Origin of the sequence: Bacillus siamensis KCTC 13613, assembly GCF_000262045.1 — a bacterium.
GTDB classification, from domain to species: Bacteria; Bacillota; Bacilli; order Bacillales; family Bacillaceae; genus Bacillus; species Bacillus siamensis.
Genome location: NZ_AJVF01000039.1, coordinates 82,869 through 97,747, shown reverse-complemented (window position 1 = coordinate 97,747; position 14,879 = coordinate 82,869). Strand labels below are relative to the sequence as shown.

15 protein-coding genes and 1 pseudogene are annotated in these 14,879 nt (G+C 46.8%); 1 reads left to right on the top strand and 15 read right to left on the bottom strand.

Annotated features, from left to right (window positions below):
* Window positions 1–370: 370 nt before the first annotated feature.
* The 12 genes from rlmH to Y79_RS0109080 all read right to left on the bottom strand — a co-directional run bounded on the left by rlmH (window position 371) and on the right by Y79_RS0109080 (window position 10,695).
* Window positions 371–850, bottom strand: coding sequence for a 23S rRNA (pseudouridine(1915)-N(3))-methyltransferase RlmH (gene rlmH, locus Y79_RS0109145; RefSeq protein ID WP_013354196.1), 480 nt, complete (start codon window positions 848–850; stop codon window positions 371–373).
* An 80-nt stretch (window positions 851–930) separates the two neighbouring features.
* Window positions 931–1,101, bottom strand: coding sequence for a CxxH/CxxC protein (locus tag Y79_RS1000000120805; protein WP_004393147.1), 171 nt, complete (start codon window positions 1,099–1,101; stop codon window positions 931–933).
* 153 nt (window positions 1,102–1,254) lie between these two features.
* Complete coding sequence (locus Y79_RS1000000121490) at window positions 1,255–1,425, bottom strand: hypothetical protein (protein WP_004393146.1); 171 nt, start codon at window positions 1,423–1,425, stop codon at window positions 1,255–1,257.
* A gap of 317 nt (window positions 1,426–1,742) precedes the next feature.
* Complete coding sequence (locus Y79_RS0109125; protein ID WP_016937387.1) at window positions 1,743–2,438, bottom strand: hypothetical protein; 696 nt, start codon at window positions 2,436–2,438, stop codon at window positions 1,743–1,745.
* A gap of 127 nt (window positions 2,439–2,565) precedes the next feature.
* Window positions 2,566–3,729, bottom strand: a complete 1,164-nt coding sequence (locus tag Y79_RS0109120) for a hypothetical protein (RefSeq protein WP_016937386.1) — start codon at window positions 3,727–3,729, stop codon at window positions 2,566–2,568.
* 10 nt (window positions 3,730–3,739) lie between these two features.
* On the bottom strand, window positions 3,740–4,489 hold the full coding sequence (locus Y79_RS0109115) for a YiiX/YebB-like N1pC/P60 family cysteine hydrolase (protein WP_016937385.1): 750 nt from the start codon (window positions 4,487–4,489) through the stop codon (window positions 3,740–3,742).
* A 525-nt stretch (window positions 4,490–5,014) separates the two neighbouring features.
* Window positions 5,015–5,488, bottom strand: a complete 474-nt coding sequence (locus Y79_RS0109105; RefSeq protein WP_016937383.1) for a GNAT family N-acetyltransferase — start codon at window positions 5,486–5,488, stop codon at window positions 5,015–5,017.
* Between the two features lie 46 nt (window positions 5,489–5,534).
* The gene (locus tag Y79_RS1000000121825) at window positions 5,535–5,669 is read right to left on the bottom strand and encodes a hypothetical protein (RefSeq protein WP_007407881.1); all 135 of its coding nucleotides are present in this window, start codon (window positions 5,667–5,669) and stop codon (window positions 5,535–5,537) included.
* Window positions 5,656–6,771: a response regulator aspartate phosphatase gene (locus Y79_RS0109095; RefSeq protein WP_016937382.1), complete on the bottom strand. Its 1,116-nt coding sequence runs from the start codon at window positions 6,769–6,771 to the stop codon at window positions 5,656–5,658. Before Y79_RS0109095 ends, Y79_RS1000000121825 begins: the two co-directional genes overlap by 14 nt.
* A gap of 130 nt (window positions 6,772–6,901) precedes the next feature.
* Window positions 6,902–7,792 carry an arginase gene (gene rocF, locus Y79_RS0109090; RefSeq protein ID WP_016937381.1) on the bottom strand — a complete coding sequence of 297 codons (891 nt, stop codon included), beginning with the start codon at window positions 7,790–7,792 and terminating at the stop codon, window positions 6,902–6,904.
* Window positions 7,793–7,865: 73 nt separating this feature from the next.
* Complete coding sequence (locus Y79_RS0109085) at window positions 7,866–9,266, bottom strand: amino acid permease (protein ID WP_016937380.1); 1,401 nt, start codon at window positions 9,264–9,266, stop codon at window positions 7,866–7,868.
* A gap of 223 nt (window positions 9,267–9,489) precedes the next feature.
* Entirely contained in the window at window positions 9,490–10,695 is a 1,206-nt protein-coding gene (locus Y79_RS0109080; protein ID WP_016937379.1) for an ornithine--oxo-acid transaminase, read from the bottom strand.
* Between the two features lie 208 nt (window positions 10,696–10,903).
* On the opposite strand from Y79_RS0109080, the gene Y79_RS0109070 reads away from it, so the two are divergent.
* On the top strand, window positions 10,904–12,319 hold the full coding sequence (locus Y79_RS0109070; RefSeq protein ID WP_050544525.1) for a sigma-54 interaction domain-containing protein: 1,416 nt from the start codon (window positions 10,904–10,906) through the stop codon (window positions 12,317–12,319).
* 92 nt (window positions 12,320–12,411) lie between these two features.
* On the opposite strand, the pseudogene Y79_RS1000000120375 reads toward Y79_RS0109070, so the two are convergent.
* The 3 genes and pseudogenes from Y79_RS1000000120375 to Y79_RS1000000121485 all read right to left on the bottom strand — a co-directional run.
* Window positions 12,412–13,050 (bottom strand): annotated as a pseudogene (locus Y79_RS1000000120375) (MFS transporter); the annotation flags it as partial.
* Window positions 13,051–13,236: 186 nt separating this feature from the next.
* A complete protein-coding gene (locus Y79_RS0109060) occupies window positions 13,237–14,661 on the bottom strand; it encodes a sensor histidine kinase (protein WP_016937378.1) in 1,425 nt (474 codons plus the stop codon).
* Window positions 14,658–14,834 (bottom strand): helix-turn-helix domain-containing protein, encoded by a 177-nt coding sequence (locus Y79_RS1000000121485; RefSeq protein ID WP_016937377.1) that lies wholly within the window; start codon window positions 14,832–14,834, stop codon window positions 14,658–14,660. Before Y79_RS1000000121485 ends, Y79_RS0109060 begins: the two co-directional genes overlap by 4 nt.
* Between the last annotated feature and the right edge of the window lie 45 nt (window positions 14,835–14,879).

Below are 14,879 nucleotides of genomic sequence, written 5' to 3'. Positions count from 1 at the left end.
ACTTTTAAAATCCCAACTTTATTCCTATTTTATCATAATCTTTGTCCTAGATTACTAATGAGAACGAAGTTATAACCTTGACCTTTTAAAGTTCTTATATATTTTCACTTTCTTTTTAAAAATTAAGGTTTGGTTTTCGGATTAATTTAACACCAAGATTACTGATTAAAATAAAGAAAAAGACCTATCAATTTGTTTGATAAACCTCGCAATTTTTCTAGCCTCTCTCTTTCAATAACAATTTCCACCTTTATTTTACCGCTATTTGTGGTATAGCTCTTCTTGACATATTTTTATCTATATATACATTTTTTTATTTCTTCATTTGTATCAGCAAAAAAATATTGAATCATTATATTAAAAACCTCACTCACTTATGATAAGGCTCCCCACGGTTAATTCGAAAAGCCCGGTAAATCTGCTCCACTAAAATCAGCCGCATGAGCTGATGAGGAAATGTCATTTTTGAGAATGACAGCTTGTCGTCTGCCCGTTTCATGACGGCGTCGCTTAGGCCGAGTGAGCCGCCGATGACGAAGGTGATTTTGCTTTTTCCATAAGTCGCCAGCTTATCTATTGTATCGGCCAGTTCTTCGGATGTTTTCATTTTTCCTTCGATGGCGAGGGCGATGACGTGGGTGTCCGGGCTGATTTTGGCCAGGATGCGTTCGCCTTCTTTGTCTTTGACGATTTTCATGTCTTGGTCGCTCAAGTTTTCCGGAGCTTTTTCGTCCGGAAGTTCGATGATGTCGATTTTTGCGTAGGCTGAGAGTCGTTTTTTGTATTCTTCAATGCCTTGCTTGAGGTATTTTTCTTTTAGCTTTCCGATGGTCACAATATTGATATTCACAGGTCATCCCCACTTTAGAAACAAGTTATTCATATATATTGTCCACAATTGTGGATATCTTTTCTGTATTTTGTGTAGGATCATTCGTTCCCTACTAGATATGTTGCAGTGTCCCCACATAATTCACAGGCTGTGGATAAACTGTTAGTATGTTCGATTTTTCTGATTTCGGGCGGAAGCTCATGATCATCTATGTACATGTCCAGCACGGTTTCGATATGTTCTTCACAAGAATAATAAGCGGTTTTCATTGTTACATCCTCCGGTTTTCTTTTGCGCGCGGCAATTGTTCTCTTCTCAATATAACCTATTTATACACATGTTAGTAGTGCTTCGGGCTGAGTTTTATCCACAATTCGGCAAATCACGCGCAAAAAGAGCCGGCGTTTGCAGCATCCGGCTCTTTACGTGTTTTCTCTTTTTTCTAAGCGAAGGACGAACAGAATTCCTAATAGACACGCCAGCAGCGTACAGCATACATCAATCCAGTCCGGCTTTCCGCCGTTTAAAAAAGAGTTGGTTATCACCGAAACCAGGAGAATGGTGACGGTCACCGCGGCAAGCTTTTTCTTCATCGGCTCCCTCCTTCATCTGACTGTCTTCTGCTTTTACGGTGCAAATTCCTCTATTTCTATGTTCGGTCGGCTTTCTTCTTGCTATATAGCCTGATTATGAGGGTCACAACGATATATACAATCATAATCAATGTTCCGTTGCTCACATCCGGGTATCCAATCAACATATTCATTATGACAAAAACAATGGTTATACAAATGACGGACAACAATAAGAAGAGACTGAATGATTTCAAATGAACACCTTCTTTCTTGCAGTAACGTTTCATTATAAAAAGCTTACCAAAAGCGGCAAGCTCTTTTCAAATCTGCATATTTCAACCAAAGAATTGTTCGCAAATTTCTTTAGCACCTGCTTCGCCAACTCCATTTTCAATTGCTAAACATAAGGGCGAGCACACTACTGCGCCGACAGCACCTCCGACAGCCATACAAGCACCTGCACAAGCAATACTGGATCCCAGCCCCAGCATTTTTGTGACTAAATCGTTACAGGACTCCAATTTTGATTTTGCCGGAGATGCTTTTTTGACAGAGTTCACTAAAGCATTATTCCCCTTGCCTTTTAATCCATCTTGATTAAAATCTTCATTAATAATTTCTTTATCTCCAACTCTTAATTTGAAGTTTCCTTCTTTTTTTTCTTTGTCCCATTTTCCTATACCCTCTACTGATAAAACGATTTGCTTAGTGTTTAAATTAATATACCTCTGCGCAAATGAATGATTTTGCTGGTCTTCATAATGAACCAATGCAATCTTATGATCTTTATTATTTAAAACAGTTACAAAGACTTCTGTTTTATCCATATCCAAATCATCTCTGTCTTTGACGATATCCAAAGCTTTTTGTCTGTCTTTTTTACTGCCTTCAGACTTAATCGTTTTATCACAGACAGGGCATGTGATTTCATCCTTTATTGTCTTTGTACTAATAGCTTCTGTCACACCTGAAAAACTGAACATGAAAACAAAAATAACTACTCCCACAAACCATTTGAAACGTTTTTTCACTATATATCCTCCTTTTATTCAGTCTACTACTCTATATCCTGAAATGAGTACAAGTAAACCAATAAAAGGTTTTTTTGTTTATATAATCCAAAGTTTATATTTTCATTATGATGACTGCTTTTCCTTCTCAAAACCCGCCCATCACCTGCACATCGTACAGCTTGAGATGGCTTTTCGGTGTCACGATGTCTTGCAGGCTGGGAATGGTCCGGTCGTTCAGTTTTTTGCCCGTTTTCAGGTCGAAGGATTCGATTTTGGCGGTCTTTTTGTAGCTGTATGTGAACAGATACAGCTTTTCGTTTTGATGCGTCAGGTCTTTGAAGTCGGCTTTCATTCGTGATGCGGGGAGGGTGAAGGCCTTTTTGCTTTTTCCGGTCTCAGGGTTGATGCGGTACACGTTTCCGAAGCCGTCAACGAAATAGAAGCTGCGCCGCTCCATGAAAAAGCTTTTTTTGAAGCTGAACGGCATGGAGTCATAGATAGTCTGTTCGTCATTTTTATAAGCGGCGATGTCATATGTTTTGATCGCGCCGCTCTTTCTCATAACTTTCACCATTTGGTAGATGTGTTCTGCTTTTTCCCCTCTGGTGACAAAGCAGACGCCGCCGTCGTCCGCGGCGAGCTGGGATTCGACTGACGTGCCTTCTTTATACGTCCATGTCGCGATGGATTTTGTATGGAGCTTTTCTTTATCGGCCTGAATGTCTTGGATGTGATATCCTTTTTCGTCATCTGTCGGCGTGAGCGCGAAAAGATGATCTTTAAAAAAGCCTGAAGCGCGGATATAGTGCGGGATGACGTCTTGCTTCCACCTGCCGTCAATCTGGCGGTACAGCTCTGAGCGATAGCTGCCGCCGCTCTTGTCGTAGCCCGAATTGTACAGCGTGTAAAAGCCTTTCGTCCGTTCGATATACCCGGCGCTGTCTCCCGTATGCTGATACGCTCTTTTATATATGTGAAGACCATTTTGAACGGTGTAGATTCCTTTTTTGTCCTCCAGCAGCACGCTGCCGTCATTCACTTTGGCCGATCCGAGCTCTAGCCCCTTCATTTGATAAGAAGAGAGCCGCCCCTTTTTATCGGCGAAGAGGGCATAGCTTTTTCCGCCGCCGAATGTGTCTTGATCAGCCGCAGTGGAGAAATACAGCAGCGCTTCTTTATCTTTCAGAAAATCAGGGTCATTTAATGTGTCCCTCGCAACCTCCGCAGGCTCTTCCGTACGGAAATAGAAGAAGCATAAGACCCCTGACGCAAGGATGAACACTAAGGGTATCCAGATAATTTTTTTCACGTTGTTCCCCTTAGCGAATGGTCAGAATCGTGGTCGTGTAAGACGAGCTTGTGATGTCGCGCGGATATACGCCTAAGCCGCCGTTAGAGTCGATATCAATCCCGGCTTTTAAAAGGAATGCCGACCACAGCAGTTTTGAGCAGTTTTTGGCGCCTTCATGGCCCGTATTTCTGTTATTGACGAAGTTGAAGGAGTATTCATCACCCACTCTTGATACAGCCCAGTCAGCGGCGGCTTGTTTTTGGGCATCAGTGACTTTCAAGGTCTGGACGATTGAATTGTCTTCGACTTCTCTTCCATTATAAGCGATCTGGCGGACGCCGTCCCCCGGCACGGATTCGACAATTTTATCAGCGGATGAATACATGCCGACATGCCCGTGGTTGTAAAAAGCCGTGTATGAGTTCGTGTAATAAATATTGCCTTTTGTGCTTTTCGGAAGTTTTTTTGTGCCTGATGATCCGCCCATTGCAGAGAGTCCGTCTTTGGAAGCGATTACATTTCCTTGCACCTTATCTGCTGTGATTTCTTGATGAAACTGCTTGAGAATCGCTTCTGTTGAAACGTGCTTCTGCTCGGCAAGCTCTTTGGCGGATCGGATAACGTCTTGCGGGGTTGTGCCCTGCTGAAGCTCTGCGATTTCTTTTGCGTAGCGGGCTGCTTCTGTTTCTTTCGCTTTGACATTCGTACCGGAGAACGACAGAACCATGGTGAACGACAGGGCAAACGGGAGGACAGCTTTGAACAGCTTTTTACACATATTACTTCGCCTCTTTTCTCAAAGTATAATTTTTCCACATTTGCATTATATGACGGAATTGCGATAAAAAAATAGCCAATTTACAGATTTTTAAAAATTTTATAACAACAGTAAAATATATGCATAATCGTCTTATCAAATACATAACAATCGGGTCGTTGCGGTTTTCTCATTGGGGTTAGGGTGCATGGGCATGCAGGAAGGACTACGGCAGCCAGAGTGAGTCATGCCGTTCATCTCGGGGTGATCAATGTGGATTGGATCAAATGAAGAGCTTGTCGGAAAAGCACCTTTATGATCTGCATTGCTTGATCCGCGGATGCCGATTGAAGAAACCGTCGGCGCCATGAAGGAGGACGGCTGATCAAAGGCGTCCCCCTGCCGTGAGCTCGGTAAAGGCGGATCAGCTTGACGCCGATGAAACGCCGCGATTTCATTTAGCTGCCAATACGGAGCCCGTCCAAAAACTTACCGCCATTGCCCGGGAAATGAATAACAAAAGAGGCCCATCGTGCGGGCCTCTTTTCATGACAGCTTTTTGCTCATAATCACATCGGTCTCCAGGAATCCCGTCTTCTCATACAGCTTCCGCGCCGTTTCGTTATGAGCGAATACATGGAGAGAAATCTTGCGGACACCCAGATCTTTGGCTTTGTCCTCCAGCCTTGCGAGTGCCTCTTTTGCATAGCCTTTGCCGCGGAAGGGCGGATGAAGGCCGAAATCATAAATAAATGCGTCGTGCTGCGGGTGATCCGGATCGGCGTGCAGCCACAGCCAGCCGGCATTTTCCTTACCGTCTAATGTCAGCGTCCATAAATAGTGATCGGCCGTTTCCAGGCCGTCAGGAAGCAGGTCTTCAAACGCCAGCTCCGCTAATTCCGGCGCTTCATCAGGCAGCCACGTTCCTGCTTTTACCTTATCTTCAGCGTAATGCTTTGTTGAATGAGCGAGATAGGACTGAAATTCTTGTCCTGTCATCGGCTGCAGCGTGATAGCCATTGAATCACTCCTTACAAAACACAGACTGAAAGCGGTTCATGAAGTATTATCCGAAGGCTCCGTTTTCCGCCGGTTTTATGATTTGTTCGGCTTGTGCCGTTGAACCAGTTTGCGCAAATAATCCAATCGAAATGAGACTTGCTAAAGCTGCTGAGAGTACAATGAATTTACATGTTTTCATTACGAATCCCCTCCGTCAATCTCAAAATTTGGTCATTGGCATCAATTGATTCCTGAAAATACTTCGCCGCCAGTTTGTAATTCTCCTGTTTTTTAAAATGCGTTGCGGCTTGATACGATAAATCGGAAACGTCACTCCACAGCTCTTTCCTTCTTAACTCGGCGAAAGCTGATTCAAGCGCTTCTTCACTGTGGTCAATAAATACATGCTGTAAGATGCGCAGCTTTTGGGTATATACGGGCTCGTTTTTGTCTTCTGCGGCATTCAGCGCTTTATGCAGCCAAAACCGTCCCTCATCCGTCTGTTCCTGCTTCAATAATACTCTGGCCAGCATGTACAGACTCCGCACCGAATACGCTGATCGCAAATGCTCCTTTTGATCGAGAGCCATTTCAAATTCGACTCGCGCCTCCTCCAATTTCTCCTGTCTTTCATAGCAAATGCCTGCGTTAAAGTGGGCGAGCGCTTCAATGTGCGGATCGCCCGCTTTGGCGGCTTGATGGACTGCCGTCTGCAGGAGCTCTTCAGCTTTCTGGTAGTGAAACAGGTCCATTCTGTTACAGCCGATCACCATTAAACACTGTGCTTCTCTGACCGCGTACATTTCGTTCGCTTTGTAGATCTCTAATGCTTTTTCCGCATGGTTCATCGCAAAGTAGTTTTGGCGGATTTCATAATAGGCAATCGCCACTTGATAATTAAACTCGGCTCTTTCAATCTCATTCGGTATGTGCCGGAGCCTGCTTTCAGCAATCCGGTAAAAATTAATGGCGTTCATGAACCGTTTTTGGTAAAACTCGTGCATTCCGGAAAAAAAGTAATAATAGTATTGAATCATCTGGTCTGTTTTTTCTTTATCAGCGGTCAGCTGGATCGTTTTTAAAATGCCGTCTGTTTTCTCATACTCTTCCATCAATAGCTTATAGCGGGAATCAATTAAATTAAAATAAAGGAGCACCGTTTGATTTTGTGTCATATTTTGCAGATCTGTAAGCAGTTGTTCTCTTAATGCCTCAGCCGATTCGGTGTTGTGCTTTTTGATTTCTTCATACCAGTCACTGATTTTTTTCGCAACAGTTTCGTGGGCCATCACCTCAGCCATCTGTCAGGACACCTCCCTTTCCCATTTTGTGTAATAAATATATCATATTTACAGGGTCAAAAAGAGGGTGACAGCCTGCTAGTTTCCTCGTGGCAACAAAAAAACCTCCGCAGGTGCGGAGGCGCATATTTTATAATAGTTTTTTTCCCAACAAAGATTCCACCAGCTCAACCGCTGTTTTGCCGGTTTTGTTTTTGTGATCGAGGATCGGGTTGACTTCGACAAATTCAGCTGAGGTGATAATGTCGGCATCATGCAGCATTTCCATTGCCAAATGGCTTTCACGGTAGCTGATGCCGCCGACGACAGGCGTCCCTACGCCGGGCGCGTCGCTCGGATCGAGGCCGTCGAGATCAAGGCTGAGGTGAACGCCGTCACAGTCTGACAGGTAGTCAATGGTTTCTTCAATGACCTTCGTCATGCCGAGGCGGTCAATCTCATGCATCGTATAGACCTTCATGCCTGTTTCCTTAATGTATTCACGCTCGCCTTCGTCAAGCGATCTCGCGCCGATGATGACGACGTTTTCCGGCTTGATTTTCGGGGCATAGCCGCCCAGATTCACCAATGTGTCGTGCCCGACGCCGAGGCTGACGGCCAGCGGCATTCCGTGAATATTGCCTGACGGCGATGTTTCCAGCGTGTTTAAATCGCCGTGCGCATCGTACCAGATGACGCCGAGCTGTTTATAGTGCTTGGCCGTTCCTGTCAGCGTTCCGATCGCGATGCTGTGATCGCCGCCCAAGACGAGTGGGAACCGCTCATTCTCAATAACGCTGTCCACCTTGTGGGCGAGCTGCTCGTTCCCCGAAAGCACAGAGTTCAGATTTTTCAGCTCTTCATCATTTTTGAGTTTTTCACGATTGACGGGGATGTCGCCTAAGTCTTCCACCGCATACCCCATGTCAGATAACCGTTCAATGAGATGCGCGTAGCGGATGGCGCTTGGGCCCATGTCCACTCCGCGTCGTGCTTGTCCTAAATCCATCGGCATTCCAATAACTGAGATATTCTTGTTCATCCGTTTTTCCACCTCAACATGTTGTATGTTGTCCTGTGCGGGTTTCTCAAAGATGACTTGGACACGAAAAGATTTAAAGCTCTATCTGTTTTTCTGACTGTTTATGCTTTTTTACATACAGATGATAGACGATAACGCACACCGCCATGAACGGGATGCCGCAATAAAGGGCGAGCCGCTGTTCTGAATCAAATGCGAGACTGATCAGAACGACCGTATTTAATGTCAGCCCGACAATAGGCAGCACCGGGTACAGCGGTGTTTTAAACTTAAGGTCTTTCACTTTGCCGCCTTCGCGGATGTATTTCCGTCTGAACATCAGCTGCGACAGAGAAATCGTAATCCAGCCGACCTGCGCGCTTAGTCCGGCTAATGATAAAAGAAACATATAAACGGTTTCCGGCGCTGCCACTTTAGACAGCAGCGACAGGCAGGCGACGGCCAGCGTCACAATCAGCGCGTTCATCGGCACGCCGCGTTTATTTGTTTTGCCGAGCGCTTTAAAAGCTTGTCCTTCGTTCGCCATGGCATATAGGATACGCGTCGATGCAAACAGGCCTGAGTTGGCCACTGACAGCAGCGCAATTAAGATAACAAAGTTCATGATATCAGCGGCATACGGGATTCCGATTTGTTCAAACACCACGACAAACGGGCTTTCGACCACTCCCGCCTGCTTCCACGGAATCATGCCGGCAATGACGATGATAGAGAGAACGAAGAAGACAAGCGTTCTCCATACCGTCTGCCGGATAGAGCGCGGAATCGTTTTCTCGGGGTCTTCACTTTCTCCCGCGGCAACCCCGATCAGCTCCGTTCCCTGGAACGCGAAGTTTACGGTAATCATCGTAACAAGCATCGCCTTCATGCCGTTCGGAAACAATCCATCCTCATAAAAATGAGAGAAGAAAGGTGCCTGCTCGCCGTGTTTCAGATCGATCAGGCCGAACATGGCGGCGCCTCCCAAAATAATAAACAGCAGAATGACTAAAATTTTAATGCCGGAAAACCAAAATTCCGACTCAGCGAACGCTTTTGTGGTAATGGCGTTCAAAAGAAACATCAGCCCGACAAACACGAGGCACCACACCCATACGGGAACATGCGGAAACCAGCGGAGCATCAATTGTCCCGCAGATAAAAACTCAATGGCGCATGTCACCGCCCAGCCGAGCCAGTACAGCCAGCCGAATGCGAAACCGAAAGCGGGGCTGATAAATTTGGTGGCGTACGTCTGAAACGACCCTGATACGGGAAGGGCAACCGCAAGCTCGCCTAAGCAGAGCATTGTCAAAAACATAATAAAACCGCCGACCAGATAAGACAGAACCGCGCCCAGCGGTCCCGCCTGGTTGATTGTATATCCGGTACTCAGGAAAAACCCGGTGCCGATTACTCCGCCCAATGAAATCATAAACAAATGGCGCGATTTCATTGTGCGCTGAAGCTGATTCTCTTTTTGATTTGTATTCACTATTCTGCACCCCTTCAGCAACTTGTATTGGAACCAAGCCGGTGCTTTGAAACCGATTTGCTGTCCAAAGAGCCTCTATTTGTATATGAAAGTTATATGAAATTCATTTTCGTACATAAAGATACATTATACTAAAATACTGTCGCCGCGCAAATAGAGTGTGCTGAATTTTTTATTTGTAAATTCCATACAAGCCGAGGGAAAGCGTTGCTATATCAAGGTTTTACGCGTTTTGAAGCACGTTTGTGATCTTTTGGACCGCCCAGTCCAAGTCTTCCTGGGAAATCATTAACGGCGGTGCAAACCGGATCACGGTATCATGTGTTTCTTTGCATAAAAGCCCTTCGCCTTTCAGCTTTTCACAGTACGGGCGGGCCGCTTCAGTCAGTTCCACGCCGATAAACAGGCCGCGGCCGCGCACATCTTTTATGATCGGGTTATCGATTTTCTCAAGCTCTTCTTTAAAATACCGGCCAAGCTGAAGGGAACGCTCTGCCAGCCCTTCTTCCTCTAGGACTTCAAGAGATGCGAGCGATACCGCGCAAGCGAGCGGGTTTCCGCCGAATGTCGAGCCGTGGGAACCCGGATTAAACACGCCGAGAATATCACGGTTCGCCGCGATGCACGAAATCGGGAAGACCCCGCCGCCGAGCGCTTTGCCCAAGATAAACATATCCGGTACGATATTTTCCCAGTCAACCGCGAATCTTTTCCCTGTCCGGCCGAGTCCCGTCTGAATTTCATCAGCAATCAGGAGCACATTTTCTTCCTTACAAATAGCGGCCGCTTCTTGTAAAAATCCTTCCGGCGGAATGACGATGCCCGCTTCTCCCTGAATCGGTTCGAATAAGAAAGCGGCTGTGTTCGGCGTAATCGCCCGGCGCAGCGCTTCCGCATCTCCGTATGGAATTAATTTTATACCAGGAAGCATAGGTCCGAAACCGCGTTTATACTCATCTTCTGAAGAAAGGGATACCGCAAGCATCGTTCTGCCGTGGAAGTTGCCGATACACGCAATGATTTCCGCCTGATTATCTTCTACTCCTTTGACCTCATATGCCCAGCGTCTCGCCGCTTTGACAGCGGATTCAACAGCTTCCGCCCCCGTATTCATCGGCAGAATCATATCTTTTCCCGTCAGCTTGGCTGTTTTCTCATAAAACGGGCCGAGCTGATCGTTATGGAACGCGCGTGACGTCAAAGTGATTTTATCCGCCTGATCCTTCAGCGCCTGAATAATCTTCGGATGTCTGTGTCCCTGGTTCACGGCAGAATAAGCACTGAGCATATCCATATATTGATTGCCTTCAGGGTCTTTTACCCAAACACCCTGCGCTTCAGAAATAACGATCGGAAGAGGATGGTAGTTGTTCGCACCGTAATGTGAAGTTTGGCTGATAATCTCTTGAGATTTTGTGAAAGCTGACATAATCTGATTCCCCCTTGTTTTGTATATCATTCAACATAAGATCTTGCTTTCCCTTTTTATAAAGCAAGTTCCGTGCCAATCCGAAAAAACGGGATATTTCGCCAGCATTCTTTCTCATCCTGCAAAATTTTCCGGCAGTTTGCGTGCAAACTTCAGGCAAGCGCAAAATTTTTTTGCGTTTCCTGATCAATTTATTTTAAAATAATGAATGTTACGACGATTGGGAGGGGGAATTGACCTGCACACAACCAGCGAATTTTTCACACTCGTGTTACAAAGCATTCTGGAAGAGATTGATGTCGGGCTGCATGTGGTGGACGAAAAGGGCAGCACCGTCATTTACAATAAGAAAATGATGCAGATTGAAGATATGGATGAACGGGACGTCCTGCATAAAAACCTGACTGATGTATTTATGTTTTCCAGTCAGCAGGACAGCACACTCGTCCAAGCCCTTCAGGAAGGCAAAACGATTAAAAATGTAAAGCAAAGCTATTTCAATAACAAAGGCCAGGAAATCACGACGATCAACCACACCTTCCCGATTGTGCAAAACGGCGAGATCAAAGGCGCCGTGGAGATCGCCAAAGACGTCACCAAGCTCGAACGGCTGATCAGGGAGAATATGCACAGAAAAGAACAAAACAGCTACACGTTTGACAGCATTCTCGGCAGCAGCCCGGTTATCCGGGAAGTCATCGAAAACGCGAAACGGGCAACCCGCACGTCATCGTCCGTACTTTTGGCCGGTGAGACGGGAACGGGCAAGGAACTGTTCGCCCAAAGCATTCACAACGGCAGCCAGCGCTCAGGCGCCCCGTTCATATCACAAAATTGCGCCGCCCTGCCGGACAGTCTGGTCGAAAGCATTTTATTCGGCACGAAAAAAGGCGCCTTTACCGGAGCCATCGACCAGCCGGGCTTATTTGAGCAGGCGCAGGGAGGCACACTTCTCCTTGATGAGATCAATTCTCTCAATCTCAGCCTGCAGGCAAAGCTGCTCCGCGCCCTTCAGGAAAAGAAAATCAGGCGCATCGGATCAGCGCAGGACAAACCGATCGACGTCCGCATCATCGCCACGATGAATGAAGACCCGATCACCGCCATTTCAGAAGAGCGGCTGCGCAAAGATTTATACTACCGATTAAGCGTTGTCACGCTGATTATTCCGCCGCTCCGGGAGCGCAAAGAAGACATTCTGCCTCTGGCCGAAGTCTTTATCCAGAAAAACAATCACCTGTTCCAAATGCATGTCGATTCGATCAGTGACGATGTACAGCGATTCTTCCTGGAATATGACTGGCCGGGCAACATTCGCGAGCTTGAACATATGATTGAAGGCGCCATGAACTTTATGACGGATGAAACGACAATTACGGCGGCCCACCTTCCTTATCAATACCGCATGAAAATCAAACCGGCTGACACGGACGCCAAAGCCGCCGCAAGCACCCAGCCCGGCACTGATTTAAAAGATAAAATGGAGAACTTCGAAAAATATATGATCGAAAAGACCCTGAGAAAACACGGCAATAACATATCCAAAACGGCAAACGAGCTCGGAATCAGCAGACAAAGCCTGCAATACCGCCTGAAAAAATTCGGTCTGGACCGGATGAAATGAATCCAACTGAAAAAAGGCTGAGATGCTCCTCAGCCTTTCGTCTGGTTATGTCTGATTGGCGAGCTGCTCCCCGGTAAACCAAAAGTTTTCGCTCACTGCCAATGTATGTTCCGTATTCTCGACTGGATGGCGACGCTCGCTTTCAGTTTGTAAAAGCTGAGCATCATAAACAGCGACAATAAGATGGATAACACCCCGATTGCGGTCAGCAGCAAGGCTGAATCAAAATAGTCCGTTAAGAATCCGATAAACGGAAAGGCAATGAACATGAAGAGCGAGGTCATCAAACTGATAATCGACAGCAGCGTGGCTCTCGTTCTTGACGGAATCTCATTGTTCACCGCCTGACTGGAGACGGGTTCTATCACGTCATAGAGCGTGTTAATGACGACAAAAGCGGCTATCGTCACGTACAGGCTGCCCGAAGGTATAAACAGATAGGCCGCCCCGATGATGCAGAATGTCAGCAGAAGCACGCGCCTCGGCGTGAATTTTTCCGCCGGCTTTGAAGAAAAGATGGAGCACAGCGCCTGTAAGATGGACAGTCCCGCAAAAATAACGGATATGTGACGCACGGACAGCCCTTCCGATATAAAAAACCGATGTAATCGCAAAGAAAACGGAGAGTGACAGCACCAGATATTTAAAGGCTTTGTTCAGCCTGAAGAAGTCCTTGACTTCCTTTAGATGTCACCGACCGTCTGCGTTTCGTGTTCACTGTTTTCAAATCTTAAATCATTGAATTGGCTGACGCGGGGGACAGATACGTCCGCTCCGGCCCGCGTTCGGATAATAATCGGCATACACGATTCGGATCGGTTTTTTCCTGCGGCTTCCATCCGTTTTTCCTATTCTAAATAGTCCGGGTGAATTTTATTATTCTTCTTGTATGAGCGGGATCTTTTTGATCAACAGGCTTACCCCGGCAGCCGGATTACGAACACGGAGCCTTTTCCCTGCTCGCTTTTCACTTCAATTGTTCCGTTATGGCTGTCGATAATGGTTTTTGTAATGGCAAGACCCAGCCCGGCGCCGCCGTATTTACGGGATAGGGAGGTTTGTGCCCTGTAAAACCGATCAAACAAATGAGGCACATGCTCCGGGGCGACGCCCGCTCCGTTGTCCGCCATCATGAGCATGATTCCGCCGTCTTTCTGCAGGGAGACGGTGATGACGCCCGTTTCTTTATCCGTATGCTGTACCGCATTGTAAAAAAGATTGAGAATGACCTGCTTCATTTTGTCTTTGTCAAAAACGGCTTCAATCTTTTGATCGACAAAAAACTCGAGCTTCCGGTTTCCCGCCAGCAGCCTCAGCTGAGCCTCCATTTCCAAAATGACGTCTCCCAGCGCGCCTTTTTTCATTTCAAAGCTCGGCTCCCGGTCCATCTTCGCTAGAAACAGAAGGTCCTCTATCAGCTTATTCGCTCTGGCGGATTCCGCGTACAGGCTTTGAAGCGCTTTTTCTTTCTGCTCCGGCTTCTCCGCCGCTCCGCGCATTAAAATTTCAATAAAGCCGTGAATGGAGGTAAGCGGTGCTCTCAGCTCATGTGACGCGTCTGATACAAACTGCCGGATGCGCTCCTTCGCTTCTTTTTCAGCCTGAAACGCGGTTCCAATCCGTCCCAGCATCTGATTGATGGATATGCCCAGCGACTCCATTTCTGCCTGCCTTTTATCAATCGGCAGCCGTTTATCGAGACTGGCGGCATTGATGTCATCCACCATACGCCTAATGCGCGATAATGGCTTGAGTGTGAGCCGGATCATCGGTAAGAAAACAAACAGCCCGATAACCAGAGCCGCAAAGGAAAGCACCGCAAAAATGCCGATCTGGCGGAAAAGCGAATCATTCAGAGGCTGTGTCAGCGTACTCATTTGCACAACTCCCGCCTGTCTTCCGTCAACGGAAATCGCCTGAAACACGACGATGATTTCCTTACCCGCTTTATTGTGAGCCACCTGATAGTGAAGCGCCATGGGGTCTGTCAGCGCATCCCGATACACGTTTTTCGGAAAAGATGGGGCGGCTCCCGCTTGCGGGTCTTCTGATAAAACAGACATCTTGTATGATGGATTGATAAAAGCAGCCGTCATCCCGGGGGAAATCAAATTCGGGTGAGCCGGTGTTTCGGAACGGGCAAGGGTTTTGATTGACCTCCATACACTTTGATCCATTGAATGGATATAGCTTTGGATGCTGGCCGCCTGATTTTCATACATCGTCCGTGCCATAAACATGTACTGAGTGCCTCCGATGAAGCATAACAGCAGGGCCAAAATCGCCAGTGACCTGAACAGGAGCTGGAATCGCAGGGTTCTGAACAGCTTTCTCCGCTTCATCCCAGGTCCGCCCTGCATTCGGCGCCCCGCACCTTGTGCTCTTTGTCCTTCAGCTTTTCGCGTAAAGAGCGGATATGTGCCTCGATGGTATTGTCTTCCCCCATCGTTATCAAATCAATGAGTGCAGACCCGCCGTCTGCACTCAGCAGCCGGATGCCTTTCAACTTATTCATGATGCAGTCTCTCCTTAGATGTATCAGCCTGTGCTTATTTTTTTC

Coding starts and splice junctions, on each gene's coding strand:
- Y79_RS1000000120805 (WP_004393147.1), bottom strand. CDS start 1,101: ATGAAAACCGCTTATTATTCTTGTGAAGAACATATCGAAACCGTGCTG.
- Y79_RS1000000121490 (WP_004393146.1), bottom strand. CDS start 1,425: ATGAAGAAAAAGCTTGCCGCGGTGACCGTCACCATTCTCCTGGTTTCG.
- Y79_RS0109115 (WP_016937385.1), bottom strand. CDS start 4,489: ATGTGTAAAAAGCTGTTCAAAGCTGTCCTCCCGTTTGCCCTGTCGTTC.
- Y79_RS0109105 (WP_016937383.1), bottom strand. CDS start 5,488: ATGGCTATCACGCTGCAGCCGATGACAGGACAAGAATTTCAGTCCTAT.
- Y79_RS1000000121825 (WP_007407881.1), bottom strand. CDS start 5,669: ATGAAAACATGTAAATTCATTGTACTCTCAGCAGCTTTAGCAAGTCTC.
- Y79_RS0109095 (WP_016937382.1), bottom strand. CDS start 6,771: ATGGCTGAGGTGATGGCCCACGAAACTGTTGCGAAAAAAATCAGTGAC.
- rocF (WP_016937381.1), bottom strand. CDS start 7,792: ATGAACAAGAATATCTCAGTTATTGGAATGCCGATGGATTTAGGACAA.
- Y79_RS0109080 (WP_016937379.1), bottom strand. CDS start 10,695: ATGTCAGCTTTCACAAAATCTCAAGAGATTATCAGCCAAACTTCACAT.
- Y79_RS0109070 (WP_050544525.1), top strand. CDS start 10,904: ATGTTACGACGATTGGGAGGGGGAATTGACCTGCACACAACCAGCGAA.
- Y79_RS0109060 (WP_016937378.1), bottom strand. CDS start 14,661: ATGAAGCGGAGAAAGCTGTTCAGAACCCTGCGATTCCAGCTCCTGTTC.
- Y79_RS1000000121485 (WP_016937377.1), bottom strand. CDS start 14,834: ATGAATAAGTTGAAAGGCATCCGGCTGCTGAGTGCAGACGGCGGGTCT.